Annotated in this window: 24 protein-coding genes and 1 pseudogene; 5 read left to right on the top strand and 20 right to left on the bottom strand. The window is 69.5% G+C overall.

Going from position 1 to position 19,985, the window contains the following annotated elements; translation table 11 throughout:
* Positions 1 to 98: 98 nt before the first annotated feature.
* The 5 genes from JOE48_RS13640 to JOE48_RS13620 form a co-directional block, all read right to left on the bottom strand.
* Positions 99 to 743, bottom strand: coding sequence for a hypothetical protein (locus JOE48_RS13640; protein ID WP_210030484.1), 645 nt, complete (start codon positions 741 to 743; stop codon positions 99 to 101).
* A gap of 29 nt (positions 744 to 772) precedes the next feature.
* A complete protein-coding gene (locus tag JOE48_RS13635; protein ID WP_210030482.1) occupies positions 773 to 1,150 on the bottom strand; it encodes a hypothetical protein in 378 nt (125 codons plus the stop codon).
* A gap of 212 nt (positions 1,151 to 1,362) precedes the next feature.
* Positions 1,363 to 1,587 carry a hypothetical protein gene (locus JOE48_RS13630; protein ID WP_210030481.1) on the bottom strand — a complete coding sequence of 75 codons (225 nt, stop codon included), beginning with the start codon at positions 1,585 to 1,587 and terminating at the stop codon, positions 1,363 to 1,365.
* A 386-nt stretch (positions 1,588 to 1,973) separates the two neighbouring features.
* Positions 1,974 to 2,402: a DUF1440 domain-containing protein gene (locus JOE48_RS13625; protein WP_245252821.1), complete on the bottom strand. Its 429-nt coding sequence runs from the start codon at positions 2,400 to 2,402 to the stop codon at positions 1,974 to 1,976.
* A 580-nt stretch (positions 2,403 to 2,982) separates the two neighbouring features.
* Entirely contained in the window at positions 2,983 to 3,132 is a 150-nt protein-coding gene (locus JOE48_RS13620) for a hypothetical protein (RefSeq protein ID WP_210030477.1), read from the bottom strand.
* Between the two features lie 564 nt (positions 3,133 to 3,696).
* Here JOE48_RS13620 and JOE48_RS13615 point away from each other — a divergent pair.
* Positions 3,697 to 4,533 carry an outer membrane protein gene (locus tag JOE48_RS13615; protein WP_210030475.1) on the top strand — a complete coding sequence of 279 codons (837 nt, stop codon included), beginning with the start codon at positions 3,697 to 3,699 and terminating at the stop codon, positions 4,531 to 4,533.
* A 158-nt stretch (positions 4,534 to 4,691) separates the two neighbouring features.
* On the opposite strand, the gene JOE48_RS13610 is transcribed toward JOE48_RS13615, so the two are convergent.
* The 7 genes and pseudogenes from JOE48_RS13610 to JOE48_RS30815 all read right to left on the bottom strand — a co-directional run bounded on the left by JOE48_RS13610 (position 4,692) and on the right by JOE48_RS30815 (position 10,496).
* Positions 4,692 to 5,027, bottom strand: a complete 336-nt coding sequence (locus tag JOE48_RS13610; protein WP_210030473.1) for an HPF/RaiA family ribosome-associated protein — start codon at positions 5,025 to 5,027, stop codon at positions 4,692 to 4,694.
* An 88-nt stretch (positions 5,028 to 5,115) separates the two neighbouring features.
* Entirely contained in the window at positions 5,116 to 5,529 is a 414-nt protein-coding gene (locus JOE48_RS13605) for a VOC family protein (RefSeq protein ID WP_210030472.1), read from the bottom strand.
* Positions 5,530 to 5,951: 422 nt separating this feature from the next.
* A pseudogene (locus tag JOE48_RS13600) lies at positions 5,952 to 6,449 on the bottom strand (SDR family NAD(P)-dependent oxidoreductase).
* Positions 6,450 to 6,529: 80 nt separating this feature from the next.
* On the bottom strand, positions 6,530 to 7,864 hold the full coding sequence (locus tag JOE48_RS13595) for an MFS transporter (RefSeq protein WP_210030469.1): 1,335 nt from the start codon (positions 7,862 to 7,864) through the stop codon (positions 6,530 to 6,532).
* 540 nt (positions 7,865 to 8,404) lie between these two features.
* Positions 8,405 to 9,976: an ABC transporter substrate-binding protein gene (locus JOE48_RS13590; RefSeq protein ID WP_210030467.1), complete on the bottom strand. Its 1,572-nt coding sequence runs from the start codon at positions 9,974 to 9,976 to the stop codon at positions 8,405 to 8,407.
* A 203-nt stretch (positions 9,977 to 10,179) separates the two neighbouring features.
* Positions 10,180 to 10,368: a sensor histidine kinase gene (locus JOE48_RS13585; RefSeq protein ID WP_210030463.1), complete on the bottom strand. Its 189-nt coding sequence runs from the start codon at positions 10,366 to 10,368 to the stop codon at positions 10,180 to 10,182.
* Positions 10,365 to 10,496, bottom strand: a complete 132-nt coding sequence (locus JOE48_RS30815; protein ID WP_280921313.1) for a hypothetical protein — start codon at positions 10,494 to 10,496, stop codon at positions 10,365 to 10,367. Before JOE48_RS30815 ends, JOE48_RS13585 begins: the two co-directional genes overlap by 4 nt.
* A 283-nt stretch (positions 10,497 to 10,779) precedes the next feature.
* On the opposite strand from JOE48_RS30815, the gene JOE48_RS13580 reads away from it, so the two are divergent.
* A complete protein-coding gene (locus JOE48_RS13580; RefSeq protein ID WP_210030459.1) occupies positions 10,780 to 11,013 on the top strand; it encodes a hypothetical protein in 234 nt (77 codons plus the stop codon).
* Between the two features lie 184 nt (positions 11,014 to 11,197).
* Positions 11,198 to 11,770: a hypothetical protein gene (locus JOE48_RS13575; RefSeq protein ID WP_210030458.1), complete on the top strand. Its 573-nt coding sequence runs from the start codon at positions 11,198 to 11,200 to the stop codon at positions 11,768 to 11,770.
* 28 nt (positions 11,771 to 11,798) lie between these two features.
* Here JOE48_RS13575 and JOE48_RS13570 read toward each other — a convergent pair whose 3' ends face one another.
* Positions 11,799 to 12,071, bottom strand: coding sequence for a hypothetical protein (locus JOE48_RS13570; RefSeq protein ID WP_210030456.1), 273 nt, complete (start codon positions 12,069 to 12,071; stop codon positions 11,799 to 11,801).
* Between the two features lie 45 nt (positions 12,072 to 12,116).
* Positions 12,117 to 12,590 carry a CYTH domain-containing protein gene (locus JOE48_RS13565; RefSeq protein WP_210030455.1) on the bottom strand — a complete coding sequence of 158 codons (474 nt, stop codon included), beginning with the start codon at positions 12,588 to 12,590 and terminating at the stop codon, positions 12,117 to 12,119.
* A gap of 300 nt (positions 12,591 to 12,890) precedes the next feature.
* On the opposite strand from JOE48_RS13565, the gene JOE48_RS13560 reads away from it, so the two are divergent.
* Together JOE48_RS13560 and JOE48_RS13555 are read left to right on the top strand one after the other, a co-directional pair.
* On the top strand, positions 12,891 to 13,295 hold the full coding sequence (locus JOE48_RS13560; RefSeq protein ID WP_409518580.1) for an NUDIX hydrolase: 405 nt from the start codon (positions 12,891 to 12,893) through the stop codon (positions 13,293 to 13,295).
* Between the two features lie 500 nt (positions 13,296 to 13,795).
* On the top strand, positions 13,796 to 13,993 hold the full coding sequence (locus JOE48_RS13555) for a hypothetical protein (protein ID WP_091782746.1): 198 nt from the start codon (positions 13,796 to 13,798) through the stop codon (positions 13,991 to 13,993).
* Between the two features lie 102 nt (positions 13,994 to 14,095).
* On the opposite strand, the gene dxs is transcribed toward JOE48_RS13555, so the two are convergent.
* The 6 genes from dxs to JOE48_RS13525 form a co-directional block, all read right to left on the bottom strand.
* Positions 14,096 to 16,090, bottom strand: a complete 1,995-nt coding sequence (gene dxs / locus JOE48_RS13550; protein WP_210030452.1) for a 1-deoxy-D-xylulose-5-phosphate synthase — start codon at positions 16,088 to 16,090, stop codon at positions 14,096 to 14,098.
* Positions 16,091 to 16,133: 43 nt separating this feature from the next.
* Complete coding sequence (locus JOE48_RS13545; protein ID WP_192711363.1) at positions 16,134 to 16,394, bottom strand: exodeoxyribonuclease VII small subunit; 261 nt, start codon at positions 16,392 to 16,394, stop codon at positions 16,134 to 16,136.
* Positions 16,395 to 16,593: 199 nt separating this feature from the next.
* Positions 16,594 to 17,106 carry a tyrosine phosphatase family protein gene (locus JOE48_RS13540; protein WP_210030450.1) on the bottom strand — a complete coding sequence of 171 codons (513 nt, stop codon included), beginning with the start codon at positions 17,104 to 17,106 and terminating at the stop codon, positions 16,594 to 16,596.
* A 51-nt stretch (positions 17,107 to 17,157) separates the two neighbouring features.
* Complete coding sequence (locus JOE48_RS13535; protein ID WP_210035745.1) at positions 17,158 to 17,718, bottom strand: hydrolase; 561 nt, start codon at positions 17,716 to 17,718, stop codon at positions 17,158 to 17,160.
* A gap of 41 nt (positions 17,719 to 17,759) precedes the next feature.
* Entirely contained in the window at positions 17,760 to 18,374 is a 615-nt protein-coding gene (locus tag JOE48_RS13530; protein ID WP_210030448.1) for a DNA-3-methyladenine glycosylase I, read from the bottom strand.
* 48 nt (positions 18,375 to 18,422) lie between these two features.
* On the bottom strand, positions 18,423 to 19,865 hold the full coding sequence (locus JOE48_RS13525) for a polysaccharide biosynthesis C-terminal domain-containing protein (protein WP_210030446.1): 1,443 nt from the start codon (positions 19,863 to 19,865) through the stop codon (positions 18,423 to 18,425).
* Positions 19,866 to 19,985 lie beyond the last annotated feature (120 nt).

Raw genomic sequence — 19,985 nt, 5'->3', positions numbered from 1 at the left:
CGGGACCGACGGCCCTTCGGGTGGACTATCGATCCCGCTTCCAGGCGGGACTGCCGCGCACCGGGATTGGCCCCGGCGCGGCAGTGATCGCAGTGCGGTCAGAGGTCGGTGGTTGCGGGATAGGCCCGGACCCGGCCCTGGTTCGCCGTCGAGCCGGCGGCGCCGGTGCCGGGGTTCGGTGCCGTCCAGCCGTCCGCGCGCCACGCGCTCGCCTTCTCGTCGAGATCGACCGCGCCGTGCCGCTCCAGGATCTCCGTCACGGCCGAGGCCGGAACCGTCCGGGCTTCCGCGATCCGGACCGTGACGAGGGTCCCGCCGCGCCGCACGCCTTCGCCGTAGGCATGGGCATCCGTCTCGCTGACGCCGGCCCCGGTAAGCGCGCCGGCCAGGCCGCCCGCGGCCGCACCGATCCCGGCGCCCGTCAGGGTGGCGACGAGCCAGCCGGCGGCCACCACTGGCCCGACCCCGGGGATCGCGAGCAGGCCGAGGCCCGCGAGAAGACCGGCGGCGCCGCCCACGACGGTACCGAGGGTCGCACCGGCGCCGGTACCATCCTTGGCCCTGTCGGCGGTATCGGCGGTCCCGTGCGCGCCGCCCGTGAGGTGGCCGGCATGGCGATCCCCCTCGTTGTTGCTGACAAGACTGACATCGCTGTGCGGGATGCCGGCGCCTTCGAGTTCGCCGACTGCGGCGCTGGCGTCTTCATAGCGATCGTAGAGGGCCGTGATGGTCTGTTGTGCCATGATCATTCTCCTGCCGGGTTACGAGGGGCTCACTGCGCCGACACGTTGCCCTTGAAATCGAGGCCGACCGGCACCGCCTGGCCGCCATGCGTGGCGGTGCCGCGCCAGATGCCGTCGGCATCCTTCTTGAGGTCCTTGGCGTCGGTGTAGCCGGCCTTAGCGAGACGCGAGCGTGCCTCGCCCTCGGTGAAGCTGTTGGCGCCCTTCTCCAGCTTGACGGTGCCGGCGGTGCCGGTCCCGCCGCCAGGCGCCATCTTGTCGGTGTTCGGCCGCGTCACGCTTTCCTGGCCGCCGGATTGCTGGCTCGTCTTGGCGTCGGGCGCGGCAGGCGTCCCCGTGACTGTGGTCTGGGCGACGGCGCTCGATCCGAGCAGGGTCGCGAGGACGATGGCGAGAGGTATACGCATGATGGACTCCGTCGACGGTTTCACAATGACCAATTCGACAGATGGGCGTTACGTTCCTGAAAGAGAAAAACTTGTCCGCAGGCGATTATAGTCGCATTCGCCGATGCTCTCCTTCTTTGTCGCGCAAAGATAAATCTTCCATTGCTCTTGAATCGAGCCCACGGAGACCCGATGGCCGGTGCAGGACGACCCCGCACCGATTCCAGGTCGCCTCAGCCGGCGCCGTAGCCGCCCTTCCGGTTATCGGGCTGATCGGCCGGCGGCCGGATGTCGTAGCCGCCGCTCTCCGGTGCGTCGCTGGATGCGGGCTCCACGGGACCTGGCGCGTTCGGCCCGCTGCCTCCGGCTGCAGGGTCGATCTGCTTCGCCTGACCGGCCGGCCGTCCCGGCGGGACCGACCCGAGCGCTTCGCGCGCTGCATCGACATCCTGTCCCATGCGACCACCTCCTGATCCGTCCCTGCCGTGTGACAGGCCAAGGCGGCAGGCAGGCGCATGTTCCCGGAGCGACGGAGTTGCGACGCTCCGGCATCGTACGCCATGGTCCCGCCAGCGATGTCCCAATCCCAGGTTCCGACCACACAGGACGCGTCCAGTGCGGCGCGGAGCCTGTCGCGCGGCGCGCTGAAGCCGTCCATCGCGGCGATCGGCACTTCCGATTCTTCCTCCATGTGCCGGTTCCACCCCACAGTTTCAGGATGATCTGGCGCAACGAGATGCCATTTCATTCCGGACCGCGCGGAAAATTCACGATCCGGTGAAGGAGGCAAGCAGCCGATGGGTGCGCTCACGACCGGCGGCGCACCCTCGGGCGGGACCGACGATTAATGCGCCTCGCGCGCGCAGAGCATCGCGCGCCGCACGATCTCGATGGTCCAGGCCCAGAGCAGGTGGCCGAGCACCTCCGAGAACGTCTCGTGGGCCGAGATGTCCCAGATCTGCGGCGCCCAGCCTCCGAGGGGCAGCAGGATGGCGTGGAACAGGACGGTGACGACCAGCCCGAAGGCCAGTCCCTGCCACAGGGTGACGCGCGGGATCGCGACGGCCAGGAGGCAGTAGAGCAGACCGAAAACGACCGAGAAGCCCTGATGCATCAGGGCCACGCCGTAATTGATGATGTGGCCCGTGAAGACATAGGTCATGTCCTCGGCGTTGAGGCCGAGCCATTTGAGGATGGCGAAGGGCGGCGAGATGCGGCCTGCCTCCCGTGGCGGGAACGGGATCTCGGATCCCCATTTGACGAAGCTCGACAAATTCCCGCCCAAAAAACCCGTAAGAGCAGCTGTTCCAAAGTTGTATTGCGGCTTCGTGCCCGACTGAGCAACCGTGATCGACCCCATCTTCAGACACCCATTGTTTTTGTCCCGATCAAGACGCGATCCGTAGTCGGTCCGCAGCTCCCATGCTTCGCGAGATCTGGGTAGGGGCGGCCAGTCCACTTGATTCGTCCTCGGCCAGCCCTGCTATCAGCAAAAAATCTCCACTCTCAAGACGGGGGCATGATTTTGTGTGAGATGCTTCGTGTAAAAAATCTTACTTCAATTGACTAACCAAAATATACAGTCCGATGAGACGGCGAATATAGACCGATAACGCGTGAATTGCCGGAAATTTTAACGTGTTCAAATTATAAACGAGCACTGAATGTTGCTCAGGCAGCGGGGCGTGTCGGCCGGGCCGGCCGAGACCGGCAGGCTCACGGCGTGTCCTCGTCGACGATGAGGCCAGGCGAAGGCAGAGTGAGGCCGGATGGCGCGCACCCGGTCCTGGAACCGATCCCTCCGAACTGGGCGCGGGCCTGCGCGCCCGCTCAGCCCTGTCCGGTGCGGGGCGCTACTTCCGTTGGCTCGTGGGATTCGGGGTCGCCGACGTATCGGGCGACACGGCCGGGTTCACCGGCGTGACCTTCGACCACGTGGCCGCGATCGCCACGATGGCGGCCAGCAGGGCAATGAAAATTCCGATGAGGACAAGGCGCTTCATGGCGGGGCTTTGAGCTTCCGTACGAGCCCGGCCACGCCGGGAGCGGCCGGGGAACCGTCGGGGCCGATGATCGATCCCTGCCGCAACCCGAATCCGGCCGCGCGGGCCGATGCCGGATCGCGGCAGGGATTGAGACGGTCGGCCCACGCTCGCGCGGAGACGGGAGGACACCGGGTCGCGACGCTTGAAGGGTTGCCATCGCACGGGGCCGCTCAGCGCGGCGGCGCGGGTTTTTCGAGCGGCCCCATGAATGCGCCGATGGTAACCTGCGACAGGATTTCCGCCTTGCCTGCTCGGCTGCGGCCAGCATCTGCGCGCCGCCGTCAGACGACCGCTTGCCAGCACAATGTAATTTGTCTGGCGCTCGGAGCTTCGCAGCAGAAGTATCAGAATAGTTCCCGATCGATTGACCATTGGACGGCGATGATGTGTTTTATCGCACTTTCCTGCCGATCCGTTCCGAACGGTACCCAACCGGTGTTGCAGCGCTGCACTATCGCCAAGGCCCATCCTGACGTCCTGTCGCGCCGCACACATCCCGCCTAACGGGAGACAGAGGACCAGATGATCAAGAAGCTTCTTCTCGCCAGCGCCGCCACGGCTCTCCTGGCCGGCGCCGCCTCGGCCGCCGACCTGCCGCGCCGCGCTGCGCCGCCGCCGGTGTTCACCCCCGTCCCGGTCTTCACCTGGACCGGCGCCTATTTCGGTATCAACGCCGGCTACGCCTTCGACGCCAGCAGCCGCTCGAACAGCTCGGTGTTCGGCGTGCCCTTCCCCTACGCCGCCCCCGGCACGACCGCGACCTTCCGCGACCGCAGCCAGGACGGCTTCTCGGGCGGCGCCCAGGTCGGCTACAACTACCAGTTCACCCCGGGCTCGGGCGTGGTCGTCGGCATCGAGGCCGACGCCCAGTACCTCGACTTCGGCCGCAACCGGAACAACGCCTTCGTCAACGGCGCCGTCGCCCCGGGCTTCTACGTGACCGACCCGCGCGGCCTGTCGAGCCTCGACTACTTCGGCACCGTGCGCGGCCGCCTCGGCTACGCCTTCGACCGCACTCTCGTGTACGGCACCGGCGGCTTCGCCTACGGCTCGGGCAGCGCCGACCGTTCGTTCGGCGGCTATGCCGGCAATGACAGCTTCCGCACCGGCTACGCCGTCGGCGGCGGCGTGGAGTTCGCGCTCCCGACCGAGTCGTTCCTGAACTTCTTCCGCTCCTCGGCGGTGACGTTCAAGATCGAAGGTCTGTACGTGAACCTCGAGCGCGGCAACCGCAACCAGGGCGCCCTGGTGGTCAACGCCGCCAACCTCGTCCCGGTCGCCTACAGCGCCATCGGCCGCCGCGACGACGAGTTCGCCGTGGTCCGCGCCGGCCTGAACTACAAGTTCGGCTCGTACTAAGAACCTGCACGGGCCTGGGAGGCGGTTCCGCGTCCCAGGCCGGGTCAGGGCTCGCAAGTACCGCACGATCGCGCGAGGCTGTCTCCGAAAGGAGGCGGCCTCGTTCGCGCTTGGGGGTGCAAAAGTCCGGCCTGCTGCCGTTCCGCGCGGATCCGGCTCTAGGCCGTGATGATCCTGTCGGGCTGGTGCGCCCGATCCTCGCGCTGCAGGCGCTTCGTGCGTCGCAACAGCTTCTCGACCTTGTTGTTGGCTGCGCGGAACGCCCGCGGGACGCTCTCGCCCAGGGCCTCGGCGCTCATCATGCCCTGGCCACTCATCTGCTTGTTCACCGAGCAGCGGAAATCTCCGCCCGCCCGCGCCACGTGGAGGGAGGCCGTGACGCGATTGCCGAGATACTTGTCGGCGGCATCCTGGATGCGCCGCTGCGCCTGATCGCGAAAGCTCTCGCCGAGTTCGAGATGCGCGCTGCCGACCGTAATCGTCCCATTGATCATGGGTGCCTCCCGTGCGGGGACAACCGGGGCGGCGGGCTGGGGTTCGGTCACGGGGGTGAGGCGACCGGCCCCGCCGTCTGACCGGGGCTCAATAGCCCTTCCAGAGGCCGGGCGTGGCAAGCTCCAGCAGGTGTGTGTCCGGATCGCGGAAGCAGAGGCTGGTCCCGCCCCGCGGCCAAAAGGTGCGTCCCTCGACGGCGATGCCGGCGGCCGCGAGCTGACCCTCCCAGGCGGGGAGGGCATCGGCGTCGATCGAGAAGGCGTTATGCGCCGGCCCACGCCCGTCATGGGGCGGAATATCCCCGCCCGGCGTCCGGATCGGGTGCAGGGATCCGCCTTCCGGAAAGAGCAACAGGACACCGCCGCCGCCGACGTCGAAGGCGCGCATCCGCGCATCGGTGTGGATGCAGGTCAGGCCGAGGATGTCGCGGTAGAACGCGTCCGCGCGCGCGAGATCCGTCACGTAGAGGGCCGGCTCGAGCACCGCGCTGAGCTTCGGCATGGAGCCCCATCCCGGTTGGATGGCTTACGGGCCGCCGGCGAGCGCGCCCGCGATCACCATGATCAGCGCCGCGATGTCGATCCGCCCGTCGATCCGCACCTAGCCCGGATCGGACAGATCCACCTTCGGCGCAAGATCCTTACCTCCGCCTGGCGCTGCCGTTCCGCCACGATGGCGTCGCGCACGGCGTCGTTCAAGTCCACGATATCTCCCGCTCTCGACGTCGCGCGCCCATCCGCGATCCCGGCGCTCAGGCCTGCTTCGGCTGTCCGTTCGAGGCGGTGAGGTCGCCGACGACAGGCAGGTTCACGCCCGTGACGTAACGGGCGGCGCCGCTGGCCAGGAAGGCGATCACGTCGGCAACCTCCTCCGGCGCATCAGATCCTGATCGCGCTTGATGTCCTGCGTCAGTCCCGTGAAGGTCAGCCTGGGATTGACCGCGTTGACCCGGCCTCCCTGGCAGCGTCGTAGAAGCTCATGTTCCCGTCGCCGCCGAGGCCCGAGACCGACGAGACGTTGACGATGTTGCCGCCAACCTGAACCAAATGCGGATGCGCGGCGCGGGTACAGAAGAACACGCCGTCGACATCGACCGCCATGACCTTGCGCCCATCCTGCACGGAGGCTTCCAGGATCGGGCCGGTGGGCACGGCACCGGCATTGTTGACGCGCACGTCGGGTCGGTGGAACCGCTCGATCGCCGCGGCGACCAGCGCTTCGGCCGCTGCCTCGTCCGAGACGTCGCCGGTCTAAAGCGCGACCCGGCCGAGGTTGAAATCGGCGGCGACCGCCTCGAGCGGTTCCCGCGTCCGGTCGTTCAGGACGACCTGCGCGCCTGATTTCGCGAGCCGCCTCGCCGTGGCGGCCCCGATCCCGGATCCGGCGCCCGCCACGATCACCACTTTGCCGTCGAACGGCATGCCGATGCCTGGGGTCCCACGTGTCCGGCCGTTGCGCAGGGCTAACCGCCCGGTTCCGGAACCGGTTCTCCCCAGCCCGCTCAGGCGGTGGACGGCCGGCGCGCGTTCGGGTCGGCCTGCGGGGTCCGACCGGGTACGAGCGACAGGGCGGCCGAGAGCAGGGCGAACACCACCAGGGGGACGAGGCTCAGGGTGAAGCTGCCGGTCCCGTCCTTGATCGCGCCGATCAGGTAGGGGCCGAGAAAGCCGCCGAGGTTTCCGACCGCGTTGATCGCCGCGATGCTCGCCGCCGCCGTGGCGGGCGGCATCTGCTCGGTCGCCAGCGCCCAGAACGGACCCTTGAGCATGTAGACGCCGACCGCCGCCACCGTCAGCGCCGCGACGACCGGGCCGAGCCCCGTCAGCACCGTGCCACCCGCCAGCCCCAGCGCGAGGATCAGGAAGGAGAGCGCGAGGTGCCAGCGCCGCTCGGCCGTCCGGTCGCTGTGCCGGCCCCAGAGGATCATGGCGACCGAGGCGAAGCCGTACGGGATGCTGTTCAGCAGGCCCGTCTCGAAATTGCCGAGGCCGAAGCTCTTCACGATCTGCGGCGTCCAGAACGAGAGGCCGTAGCTGCTCGCCGTCGAGCCGAAATAGATCGCCGCGAACAGCGCGAGCCGCCGGTCGCTCAGGATCTCCCGGAGCGGCGGCTTCGCCGGCTGGCCGCGGCGGGTGTTGCGCGCCGCTTCGGCCTGGAGCTGCCGCTGCAGCCAGTCGCGCTCATCCGCCGGCAGCCACGCCGCGTCCCGCGGTCCGTTCGGCAGCAGCCACAGGACTGCGCCGGCCATCAGCACCGCCGGCAGGCCCTCGAGGATGAACAGCCACTGCCAGCCCGCGAGTCCGAATCCGGTCACGTTGAGCAGCGCGCCGGAGATCGGCGAGCCGAGGAACGACGAGATCGGGATCGAGATCATGAAGACCCCGATGATCCGCGCCCGGTAGGCGGAGGGGAACCAGTAGGTGAGATAGAGGATCACGCCGGGGAAGAAGCCGGCCTCGGCGAGCCCGAGCAGGAAGCGCAGGCCGATGAACGACCAGGGCCCCTGCACCAGGGCCATGGCGGCGGAGATCAGCCCCCAGGTCGCCATGATCCGGGCGATCCAGAGCCGCGCACCGAAGCGTTCCAGCATCAGGTTGCTGGGGATCTCCATCAGGAAGTAGCCGATGAAGAAGATCCCGGCACCCCAGCCGAACACCGTGGCGGACAGGCCGACATCGTGGTTCATCTGGATCGCCGCGAAGCCGACGTTTACCCGGTCAAGGAAGGACACGAAGTAGGCGAGGATCAGGAACGGCACGAGCCGCCAGCCTATCCTGCGCATCGCCGAGCGTTCCAGCGCGGCGTCGTCCGGGGAGCCTGTCACCAAGCCTGTCATCGGGCGTGTCCTCGTCGCGTCGTGGAATCCGCGCGGTGTCGAGGGCGTCGATGCACCGCCGCGATGGCGGTGAGACGGACGTCTCGGGCTTCCTCGCGGGCCGGTCAGCTCTGGCGGTGACCTGTGCCGACCCTGCTTAACCCGTTCGCGACACGGCTGGGAAGCGCTCCCGGGGCTTCAACGGAGCGGATCTGTTGATCATGACGGCGTATCCGTGTGGCAGGATACCGTTGAAGGCCGCCGAACCGGAGATACAGCAGGCTCTTGGAGGAGGGCTTCAGGGGTGCCGGTTGCCGGTTCGCCGTTGCGAGCGCAGCGAAGCAACCCAGGAATGCGGGACATCGGTCAAGCCTGACGCCGCTGGACTGCTTCGCTGCGCGCGCAGAGACGCGGAGCCGGTTCCGCGCGAGCCCTGTCGCGGGAACGCGGCCCTTTCCGCGTCCCGGGTATCCGGGAAAAGGCCGCGCGCACGCGCCCGGAGCCGCTGAGCCCGCGCCCTCGGCCCGACGCTTTGAAAGGGGGCCGGCCGGCCCGTCCGCCTCAGCCCTTCTTGACGTTCCAGAACACCGGGACGCCGTCGAGCACCCCCGTCAGGGACGGCTTGAACGAGGTCTGGTTGAAATATTGCCCCAGCGGCAGGTAGGGCAGGTCGGTGAAGGCCTGCTGCTGGAGCTCGTCCGCGAGCTTCTTGCGCGCGGCGGTGTCGGGGGCGTCGAGCCATCGATCCCGCAGCGCCTCGATCGCCGCGCTGGTCGGCCAGCCGATCGCGGCGCTCTGTCCCGTTCCCCGGAGGAAGGCGCTGACCGCCGGGTTGGCCTGATCGAGCCCCGCCCAGAAGGTGCAGAACGCGCTCCACCCGCCCTGGGCGACCGGATCCTTCTTGGCGCGCCGCTGCACCACCGAGCCCCAATCCATAACCTGGTAGTCGACGTTGAAACCGGCGCGGGTCAGCATGTCGGCCGCCACGTCGGCGAGCGCCTTCAGGCTCGGGAAGTCGGAAGCGCCCATCAGCACCACCTTCTCCCCCTTGTAGCCCGCCGCCGCGAGCGCCTTTTTGGCCGCCTCGTAGTCGCGCTTGCCCGTGAGCGCCCCGAGGCCTACATCGCTCGCCATCGGCAGGCCGGGGCAGAAGAAGCCGGTCGGCACATGAATCAGCTTGGGGTCGGTGCCGGTCACGGCCTGCATGAAGTCGGTCTGGTCGACGACCTTCAGCAGCACCTGCCGGATCGCCGGATTGTCGAAGGGCGGCTGGAGCTCATTCATCCGCAGGCAGCCGATCAGGCCGGTCGGGTCGGTGATCCGTGTCGTCAGAGTGCCGAGCGTCGGCACGAGGTCGGCCGGGGGCTGCTCCCACCAATCCATCTCGCCCGTCTGCATGGCCGAGGCGGCGGTGGCCTGATCGGGGATGACGGTCCACTCGACCCGGTCGACGAAGACGCGCTTGGGACCGGACGTCCATTGCGGCTCGCCGCCCTCGCGGGGGACGTAGCCGGCAAAGCGCTCATAGACGACGCGGGCGCCGACCACGCGCTCGTCCGCCTTGAAGCGGAACGGGCCGCTGCCGACCATCTCGGTCACCTGGGTGAACGGGTCGGTCTTGGCGAGGCGCTCCGGCATGATCGCGCAGATCGACGAGCCGACCTTGCCGAGTGCGTCCGGCAGGAGCGCGAAGGGCTTCTTCAGGCGGAACTGGATCGTCCGGTCATCGGGGGCCGAAAGCTCGTCCGTGTAGGCCATGAGCGTCTGACCCATGGCGTCGCGCTTGCCCCAGCGGGCGATGCTGGCCACGCAGTCGCGGGCCAGCACGGGGCTGCCGTCGTGGAAGGTCAGCCCGGGCCGCAGGGTGAGGCGCCACAGCGTGCCGTCGTTCTCCACCGTGTGGCCGGCGACCATCTGCGGCTGGGCGGCGTAGCCGGCATCGGTGCCGTAGAGCGTGTCGAACACCGCGAGCCCGTGATTGCGGGTCACGTAGGCGGTCGTCCAGATCGGATCGAGCACCGTCAGGTCGGCCTGCGGGATGAACTTGAGCGTCCGGGACGCCGTGCCCTGCGCCAGCGCCGGAGCAGCGAGCGCGGCGCCCGTGAGCGCCACGAAAGATCGTCTGTTCAGCATGCCCGCCCGCCCGCCCGATTTGTCCCGCCGGATCGTAGCACGCACCGGGCCAAGGAACGCCAGGGTCGTGTCCGGACACCGTCAAGCCCGCCTTCATGTCTCCCGCAGGCGCTGGATCGCGGCCTTCATCGGGCAAGTGACGCCGTCCGGCGCGAAGCGGAGCGCCACCTCACCCCCGGGCGTGTCGGTCAGGGTGCGCTCGATCAGCCGGGATCCGAAGCCGCATCGTTCGGAGGGGGCGTCACCGGCGGGCCGCCATGCTCGCTCCAGCACAGATGAAGGGTTCGCCCGGTCTCGCGACGGGCCGTGTGCCACACGATCCGCACGCGCCCCGCCTCGCAGGAGAGGGCGCCATACTTCGTCGCGTTGGTCGCCAGCTCGTGCAGGATCATCGACAGGGCCACCGTCCGGCGCGGGCCAGGCGCACGGCTGGACCCATCACGGCGAGCCGCTCGGCGGCATCGGTTCCGGCATGTATGGCCAGGGCCGTCGCGACGGTGTGCTGGACCGAAATGCCCATCCCGCGCTCCTCGACGAGAATCCAATGAGCCTGCCTCAGCGCCACGACCCGCGCAGCCGGGCGGCTCCGCCGTCGGCCGGCCTCTGCGATCCCCGGGGCGCGACTGGCTGGAGCCTCTTAACCCCTTAAAAAGGTCGATGATAACAAGCTTTCGTCAATATAAGGACTTTATTGAAAGTCATCAGGCCGCGGTCACCGCATTGAGCGGACCGGATCCCGGCCCTCGCGCGGCGTTGCCGTCCTCCAGGTCCGAGGGCGGGCGGGGCTTTCCAGGATCATCGTCATGAACTTCACCGTCTCCGCACGCCTGTCCGCGCGCCGGTTCGCCTATCAGCACGCCTCAATCCTGACCGCTCTGGATCAAGGCATGAGCCTGATCGCCGCCGGCATGGCCGATGTGACGATCATGGACGGCAGCGGTCGGACCCGGACGCCGGCGGCTCTGTACCGGTCCCTGTTCGAGCCCAGCCGCGCGGTGGCGGCGCAGGTCCCGACGGCCCAGGCGCAGGCCGCCTGATCAAGCCGAAATCCGGCGCTGTTCCGAGGTTCCGACCCTCGGATGCCGTGAGAGCTGGTCCCAATACCGAAGAAATCGATCACGTTCGGGTTCGTCTTTCTGGACATCTCCGGAGATCAGGCTTAGCCTGTGGGTGTTCGCGCCGTTGATGTATCGGCCCGAATGCTTCCAAGGATCGTTCTGCATGAAGCGCCGCAGCGCGCGACCGTTTATGGTCGAAGTCAAGCACACTCGTACCGCACGCACAGCGCTGACCTCACCTCATCCCGCGACACGCTCCGACAAGAGCCTGTGGCCGGAACTGGCCGAGGCCGAGGTGAAGCCGACCCAGCCGGCCCTTCAGGCTGCACCGGCTCCCCGGCAGGAGGAGCGGCCTGTGCAGGCGCCGGCCCGGCGCGTCCTTCCGAGCCTGGTCCCGATGTTCGAGATCTCGGCCGAGCCGGAGGCCATCTCCGCATCGGAGGCCGAACCGGCCGCGACGCCGCGGGTGCGCCGTCCGCGGGTCCGCGTCGAGCAGGCCTCCGCAGTGGCGACCGCACCCCGCGCCCCCGCGGTGGAGCCTGCGGCCAAGCCTCGCCGCGCCTCCCCACGGCCCGCACCGGCCGTCGCTCCTGAGGCTCCCGAAGCGTCCGCCCGCGCGATCCCGGCCCCGCCCGGTCAGGCTCCGTCGCCGCGACCCGTTCCCTCCTGGCGCCGGGGGAACGAACTGCGGCTCGGCGAGCGCTGGAAGCGTCGCCTGCCGCAATATTGTCGGTGATCCTGCGCCTGACCGACCTCCGGCGCGGTCAGGCGAAGAACGGCCTGAAATTCTCGATCCAACCGCGCAGCCAAGCCTCGCAGCCCCGCTGAGCGCCCTCGGCATCCTGGCCATGGCCCCAGATGTCCTCGGCGAGGGGGCTCCACCACGTCCAGAACCGGCTCGATCCGTCGTACTCGCAGATTCCGACCTCTACTGCGCCGACTCGCCCGACGAAGCGCGGGAGCGGCACGCCGGCCGTTACATCCTGCGTCCAGGTGATGAGGCGCTTGGTGGGTACGTTGGTCGGGCTGTCGGGCATTCCGTTAGAACGGCGCCGCGGCCCGGGCGTTCACGCGTCGCGCTCTCACGCCGCCAGCTGCTCGGGAAGGGCGCCCGCGGCCAGCCGGGAATTGCGGTAGCGCGCGTCCGCCGTGACCTCCCGCTCGACCCACGGGGGCAGCACCACGGGCTGGTCTTCCCGCTCGAGCTCGATCTCGGCTAGGATGAGACCGGCGAGGCCGCCGCCGAACACGTCGACATCCCACACGGCGCCGGCATGCTCGACCCAATAGCGCGTCTTCTCCAGCCGTCGACCAGGCGGCAGGCGGGCCAGGAGCTCCGCGCCGTCCTCGGGCGCGATCGGAAACTCGATCTCGTCGCGGCTGACCCCGCGCCGCGGACTTTTCCAGGTCACCAGCATGTGCTCGCCGGCTTTGCGGATGCGGATCGTGTTGGTGCCGTCGGCGACGAGATAGCCCTGAACGAAGGGCGTCCCCGATTGACACAAGGTCAGAACCGAGGGGCTTGCAATGAACTTGCGCTCGATCTCGACCGCCATGCCGCGACTCGCTGCTGTTCGACCCCGAAAGCTTTCGCGGACAAAGCGGTGCAAGGCAAGCGCGCCAGTCGGCTCCGGGCACCGCGTTACAGGCATGGCTCGCCGACACTTTAGCCAGGATGCAAACCCCCCATCTTCAACTATGTAAAAGCGGGAGGAGACTTTCGATTGCAGGATGGTGCGCAGAAAATCCAATCGCTCACAGTTCCGAGGTCAGCACTGAAGACGGTATCCAAGCGTCCCAGCCTCAAGAAGCTGCTGCGGAAGGCGAATGCCAAACCGCTCAAGCAGGTCGCGGCCTTGCCGTTCCGCGTCGGTGCGGACGGCCGGATCGAGGTTCTCCTGATCACCTCGCGCGACACCGGGCGGTGGATCATCCCGAAGGGCTGGCCGATGCTGGGCCGCAAGGCGCACCGGGCGGCCGAGCGGGAGGCGTTCGAGGAGGCCGGCCTGAAGGGCCAGATCGCGGCCAGTCCGGTCGGGTGGTATCGTTACGAGAAGCGCCTCGATGGCGGCCTCGCGCTCCCCTGCAAGGTGCGCGTGTATCCACTGCGGGTCGAGGTGCAGCACGAACGCTGGCCGGAGCGGGATCAGCGGACGTTGCGATGGGTCGCGCCGGAGGAGGCCGCGACCCTCGTCCACGAGGACGAACTGCAGCAGCTGCTCGCGGGCTTTACGGTGGGGCCGCGCGCGCGCCGCGCGTGACCGCTGCAGACGACTTGCCCAGGGTCGTGGTGGTTCTCGTTCCGGTGGATCGCGGCCTTCTCATGATCCGTCGCGATCCGGCTGGCGGTGACAGCCAGCTCGCCTAGCCTGACGGCGAGACCTGGCAGGAGTCGGGGGCACGGGACGGGTTGGGGGATTGCGCCTTGCGGCCGAGCCGCCACGCCTCCTCTCGGTGGTGACCACGCCGGACCGGCGGCAGAACTTACTGTTCCGCGAGAGCCAACTGGCCCGTTCGAGGATCGAGGCGATCCCGGCCGCGAGGTTCTCGTGGTTCTGGTTGCCGACGCGACCGTCCGGACGGCCAAGCCGACCCACAATGCCATGGTGGCGCACTGACCCGCGCTTCGCCGGAAGGCTTATGCCAGGGAACCGGCCGGGCGTCCTGCCGTTGGCTCGGTAGATTGGATCTCTTCTAAGTTCCAAGTCCGTTTGTTCCAGGTCGGGCGGCCTTGAGCCGCCGATCCCGCAGGAGCCTGACCATGAACGCGAAGTGCGAGACCTGCCGGTTCTTCGACGAGCACAAGGGCAACGGCGCCGTCGCGCAGAACGATGCCGGCCTGTGCCGCTTCAATCCGCCCGTCAGCCAGCCCGCGCCGGAGTCCAAGGGACTTTGGCCGGTGGTCGCCGCACAGGATTGGTGCGGCCACTACACACCCGAGATGACGGCGGCCGAATAAGGCCGCTCCCGAACCAAGCAGAAGGGCCAGCCTGACGGCTGGCCCTTCTCGTTTCGCCGCAGCGCAGGATGTGCGGGTCGCCGCGGACCAGAATGTCCGGGATCAGCGCGGCCGACGGCGAACGCTCACCACGTTGCTGGCCGGCTCCGCCTTTCCGGCGGCCTCCGGCAGGGTGTCGAGGGCGGTCCGGACGATGGTCTGCGCGTCGAGGCCGGCCTCGGCGTACATCTTCTCCGGGCTGTCGTGGTCCTGGTAGCTGTCCGGCAGCGTCATCGTCCGCACCCGGACCCGGCCCGCATCCAGCGCGCCCCGCTCCGAGAGGAGATGCAGCACCATCGCGCCGAACCCGCCCCGCGAGCCCTCCTCGATCGTGATCAGGACCTCGTGGTCCCGCGCCAGCTCCAGGATCAGCGCCGCGTCCAGCGGCTTGGCGAAGCGCGCATCCGCCACCGTCACGGCAACGCCCTGCTCGGACAGCGTGTCCGCCGCCTTCAGCGCCTCCGCCAGACGCGTGCCGAGCGACAGGATCGCCACCCGCGCCTCCGCGTCCCGGCGCACCACCCGGCCCTTGCCGACGGCCAGGACCTCGCCCCGCTCCGGAAGCTCGATGCCGACCCCCTCGCCGCGCGGGTAGCGCAGCGCGATCGGCCCCGAATCATGCGCGTGCGCGGTGGCCACCATGTGGACCAGCTCGGCCTCGTCGGACGCCGCCATCACGGTCATGTTCGGCAGGCAGCACAGGTAGGCGAGGTCGAACGCGCCCGCATGCGTCGCCCCGTCGGCGCCGACCAAGCCCGCCCGGTCCATGCAGAACCGCACGGGCAGGTTCTGCAGCGCCACGTCGTGCACGACCTGATCGTAGGCCCGCTGCAGGAAGGTCGAGTAGATCGCCACGAACGGCCGGTAGCCCTCCGTCGCCAGGCCGCCCGCGAACGTCACCGCGTGCTGCTCGGCGATGCCGACGTCGAAGGTCTTGTCCGGATGCGCCTTGCCGAACAGGTCGATGCCGGTCCCGCCCGGCATCGCCGCGGTGATCGCCACGACCTTGTCGTCGGCATCGGCCGCCTTGATCAGGCTCTCGCCGAACACCCGCGTGTAGGCCGGCGCGTTCGGCTTGGCCTTGGCCTGGACCCCCGAGACCACGTCGAACTTGACCACGCCGTGGTAGCGGTCGGCGCTGGCCTCGGCCGGGGCGTAGCCCTTGCCCTTGCGGGTGACCACGTGCAGCAGGATCGGGCCGTGCTCGGCGTCGCGGACGTTCTTGAGCACCGGCAGCAGGTGGTCGAGGTTGTGCCCGTCGACCGGGCCGACATAGTGGAAGCCCATCTCCTCGAACATGGTGCCGCCGCCCACCACCAGGGAGCGGGCATATTCCTCGGCCGCGGCCGCGCGCTGGTAGAGCGCCTTGGGCAGGAGCTTGCCGAGCTGCTTGGCGGTCTCGCGCAGGGACTGGTAGGCGCCGCCCGAGGCGAGCCGGGCGAGGTAGGCCGACATGGCGCCGACGGGGGGCGCGATCGACATGTCGTTGTCGTTGAGGATGACGATCAGGCGCGAGTGCAGGGCGCCGGCGTTGTTGAGCGCCTCGTAGGCCATGCCGGCCGACATCGAGCCGTCGCCGATCACCGCGATGGCGTTGCGGCGCTTCAGGGCGCCGCCCTTCTGCTTGGCGGTGGCGTTGTCGAGGTCGCGGGCGACCGCCATGCCGAGCGCGGCCGAGATCGACGTCGAGGAATGCGCCGCGCCGAAGGGGTCGTAGACGCTCTCGGACCGCTTGGTGAAGCCCGACAGGCCGCCGCCCTGGCGCAGCGTACGGATGCGGTCGCGGCGCTCGGTGAGGATCTTGTGCGGGTAGCACTGGTGGCCGACGTCCCAGACGATGCGGTCGTCGGGCGTGTCGAACACGTGGTGCAGCGCGACGGTGAGCTCGACCACGCCGAGCCCCGAGCCGAGATGCCCGCCGGTGATCGACACCGCGTCGATCATCTCGGCGCGCACCGCGTCCGCCACAGCCGGCAGATCCGATTCCGGAAGCCCGCGCAACGCCGCAGGATTCGGGATTCGGTCGAGAAGCGCGCTCTGCTCGGGGGTAATTGCCACGGCATCAACCTCTAACGGATGGGATCGGTTTGATCGCCGAGCCTCAGGACATATCGAGCGGGGCGACGCCCTCGGGCCGCCCGTCGGCGCCGAGGGTGATCCGCTGGATCCGCGCCTCGGCCCGCTTCAGCAGCGCCTCGCAATGCTTCTTCAGCACCTCGCCGCGCTCGTAGATCGCCACCGATTCGTCGAGCGGGACGTCGCCCCGTTCGAGCCGGCGCACGATTTCCTCGAGCTGTTCCAGCGCCTTCTCGAAGGGCAGGTCGCCGGCAGCGGGGGCCACCTCGGGTCTGCTCGCACTCATCCCAGATACTTCCTTTGGAGGGTTTCTACGGCGCCAGCCCCCGTCGCCACAACCCGGGGCACAGGTTTGGCGGCCGGCTCCGCACCGTTTTGGAAGCGTGCGGCGGCGTTTTCGCCACACTTGGAGAGAGCGGGAGATTGCCGCCATTCGGTCGCAGACTGGGAGCGGCGGCCGTGACGGAACCCGTTCCGGACGGCGGTCACGCGAGCGTCAGGCAGAACGGTGTGCCCTCGAACGCGTCGGCGCCGCGGCCGATCCGCGCGATGGCCGCGACCATGCGCCCGTCGCGGCCGAGCATCCGGTCGGCGATGGCGACGAAGAGCGGATTGGGCGTCGCCGACGGGGAGGCGGCCCGCAGGGCGTCGGCGATCGCCGCCTCGTCGCGCTCGGGCGTCAGGGCGCAGGCCGCGATGAAGGCCGCGGCGGTGGAGCGGCTGATCCCGGCATAGCAATGGATCACCAGCGGCTTCTCCCGCGGCCAGGCCCGGACGAAATCGAGAACCCGCGCCACGTGCTCCTCCGCCGGCAGAACGTGTCCGTCGCGCGCGGCCGCGATGTCGCTGACGCCGATGACGGCGTGGTTCTCGGCGTCGATCACCGCCGGACGCTCCAGCGGCGTGCCGACATTGATCAGCGTGAGCACGTGACTGGCGCCGGTCGCCGCGACGGTCTCGGGCAGGCGTGAGAGGGGGCAGACGTGGAGGCTCGGCATGGTCAGCGCGCCATTGGCGTGCGATCGTGACGGATCGAGGGCAGCCGCGTGTCAGCTTGAGCGGAGCGCGTCGAAGCGCGCGAGGAACCGCGTCTCGGCTTCGGCGGTCGGCCAGGGCTCGGCGAGCGCCAGGACCCGGTCCGGCAGGTCCGCGGCAGGTCCGAAATAGCGCTCGGCCTCCTCCGGCGCGAAGCCGGCGAGGCGGATCGCTTCGAGATGGGCGGCGATCCGGTCGGCCTGCTTCACCAGGCGGACGAGCGCCGCCGCCGGGGCCGACAGGCCGAACCGGCCGCGGATGGCGTCCAGCAGGCGCAGCTCGACGCCGCGATAGGCATCCCCGATCGCGGCCTTCAACGGCGAGATGATGTCGCCGACCACGTATTCCGGCGCGTCGTGCAGCAGCAGCTCCAGCCCGTCCGGGTCGGTGCAGGCCGGGGCGACGTGCCGGCCCACCGCCTCGACCAGCAGGCTGTGCTGGGCCACCGAGAAGACGTGCGGGCCGCGGGTCTGGCCGTTCCAGCGGGCGACCCGGGCGAGGCCGTGGGCGATGTCGGCGATCTCGATGTCGCGGGGCGCGGGATCGAGGAGATCGAGGCGCCGGCCGGAGAGCATCCGCTGCCACGCGCGCGGCGCCGGATCGGGCGCAGATCCGCTCATCGCGCCTGCCCCAGGCGCGCGCAGGGTCCGTGCCGATGGCAGCCGACGAGGTGATCGTTGACCATGCCGACCGCCTGCATGAAGGCGTGCACGATGGTCGGCCCGCAGAACGAGAAGCCCTCGGCCTTGAGGGCCTTGCCGATCGCCCGGGAGATCGGGGTCTCCGTGGCGATCTCGGCGCGGCTCCGGGCGATGCCCTGCACCGGCTGCCCGTCCACGAAATCCCACAGGAAGCGCGCGAAGCCGGGGCCGCGCTCCTCGATCCGCAGCCAGGCCTGAGCGCCCGCGATGGTGCCCTGGATCTTGGCGCGGTTGCGGATGATGCGGGTGTCGCCCATCAGCCGGCCCACGTCCTCGTCCGTGAAGCGGGCGATCCGCTCCGGGTCGAATCCCGCGAAGGCGTCGCGAAACCCCTCGCGGCGGCGCAGGATGGTGATCCAGGACAGGCCGGCCTGGAAGCCGTCGAGGATCAGCTTCTCGTAGAGGGCCCGGCCGTCACGCTCGGGCACGCCCCACTCGGTATCGTGATAGGCGACGTAGAGCGGATCGAGGCCGGCCCACCAGCAGCGGGGGCAGCCGTCGGGGTGATCGATCAGGCCGGTTTCGGACATGGGCCCGGTTTAGCGAGAACAGGAGCGGAACGCCATGGCGGTCCGCACCTACTCCGCGGCGACCGTCCGCGCCGGGCGGAAGCGGGCGAGGACCTGCCGCCGCAGGCCCGCGATGTCGAAGATCCAGACCAGGGCGCCGTAGGCGGCAACACCGGCCGGGACCAGGACCGCCAGCGCGGTGGCGGGCGGGAGGTGGCGGAACGGGGCGAGGACGAGCCCCATCGCCGCGCAGGCGAGCGTCGCGACTCCGATCTCCCCCCACGGCAGGACGACGCGCTCCGGACCCGTGAGCGCGCGCCAGCCGAGCCACAGCCCGGCGGCGGCGAGGCCCGCGGTCTGCGCCAGGGCGACGCCGATCCCGCCCATCCGATCGGGCAGGATCAGCAGGCCGGCGCCGTTGACCGCGAGCCCGACCAGCGCGGCGGCGATCACGGGAAATGTCCGGCGGCGGATCTGGAAGACCGGGTTGAGGGCGTAGAACATCATCGACAGGCAGAACAGGCCGGGCAACAGCGCGACGCTGTAGGTCTCGAACGGCCCGCGATAGGCGTCCGGCACCACCAGCCCCTGGAGCGCCGGCAGCACCGCCCAGAACCCGACCGCGCAGGGTGCCAGCAGCGCGAAGACGGTGCCGGCATTCTCCGCCACCTGCGCCTCGGCGGCCGCGCGTCCGTGCTCCTCTTCGGCCTGGACGGCGAGCTGGAACAGCAGCAGGTCGAGCGCCGTGCCGAGCGTCGTCAGCGAGCGGGAGGTCACGTCCGCCGCGAGGGCGAAATAGCCGGCCTCCGCGAAGCCGGCATGGCCCGCGATGGCGCCGCGGTTCACGAAGGCAAGGCACTGATAGGCGGTGTTGGCCGCGATCAGCGGCAGGCCGTAGCGGGCGAAGACCCGCCAGGTGCCGGACAGGCGCGGCCGCTCGAACGGGGTGCGCGGGTCCCGCAGGGGATGGCGCAGGACGAACACCGCGACGAGCTGGCTCAAGCCCGCCGCCGCCAGCACCCAGGCCGGCTGGACGAGCCACCAGGCGGCGGCCGCCATCATGGCGAAGGACAGGACGTTCTTCACCGCGACGAGGCCGAGATAGAGCCGTCCGTCGAACCGCGCCCGGGCGAGCGCCGCGTGGTAGTCGAACACGCCGATGCCCAGGGCCGCCATCCCGGTGCCGCACAGGACCGCCTCGCGGCCGTCCGCGCCGCCGGCGAAGCCGAAGGCGCCGCACAGGGCGGCGGCGGCGAGCAGCAGCAGGCCGAGGCGCAGGTAGGCCCGGTCGAGCCCGTGGCGGATCCAGGGTTCGTCGAGTCGCACGCGCCCCGAGTAGAACCGCGTCGCCGAGAGGCGCAGCCACTCGAACAGAACCGTGTTCAGCACGATGGCGCCGGTGGTCGCCAGCGCGAACCGGCCGAAATCGGCCGGCCCCAGAAGCTTGGCGATCAACAGCCCGAGGACGAAGTTCAGCCCCGCATTGATGATGAAGGCGGCGATCACGGCCATGGACGGCGTCTCATGAGCGGCGGGGTCTCTCACGGGCAATCCGCAGGATGTAGCGCGGCACACGTAAAACTCCCCTAACCGGGCGGGATCGGGGCGGAACACGCCGCGATGCGGCCGCCA

It is taken from the genome of Methylobacterium sp. PvR107, from assembly GCF_017833295.1.
Classification (GTDB): domain Bacteria; phylum Pseudomonadota; class Alphaproteobacteria; order Rhizobiales; family Beijerinckiaceae; genus Methylobacterium.
This window is presented reverse-complemented; position numbering and strand designations above follow the sequence as displayed.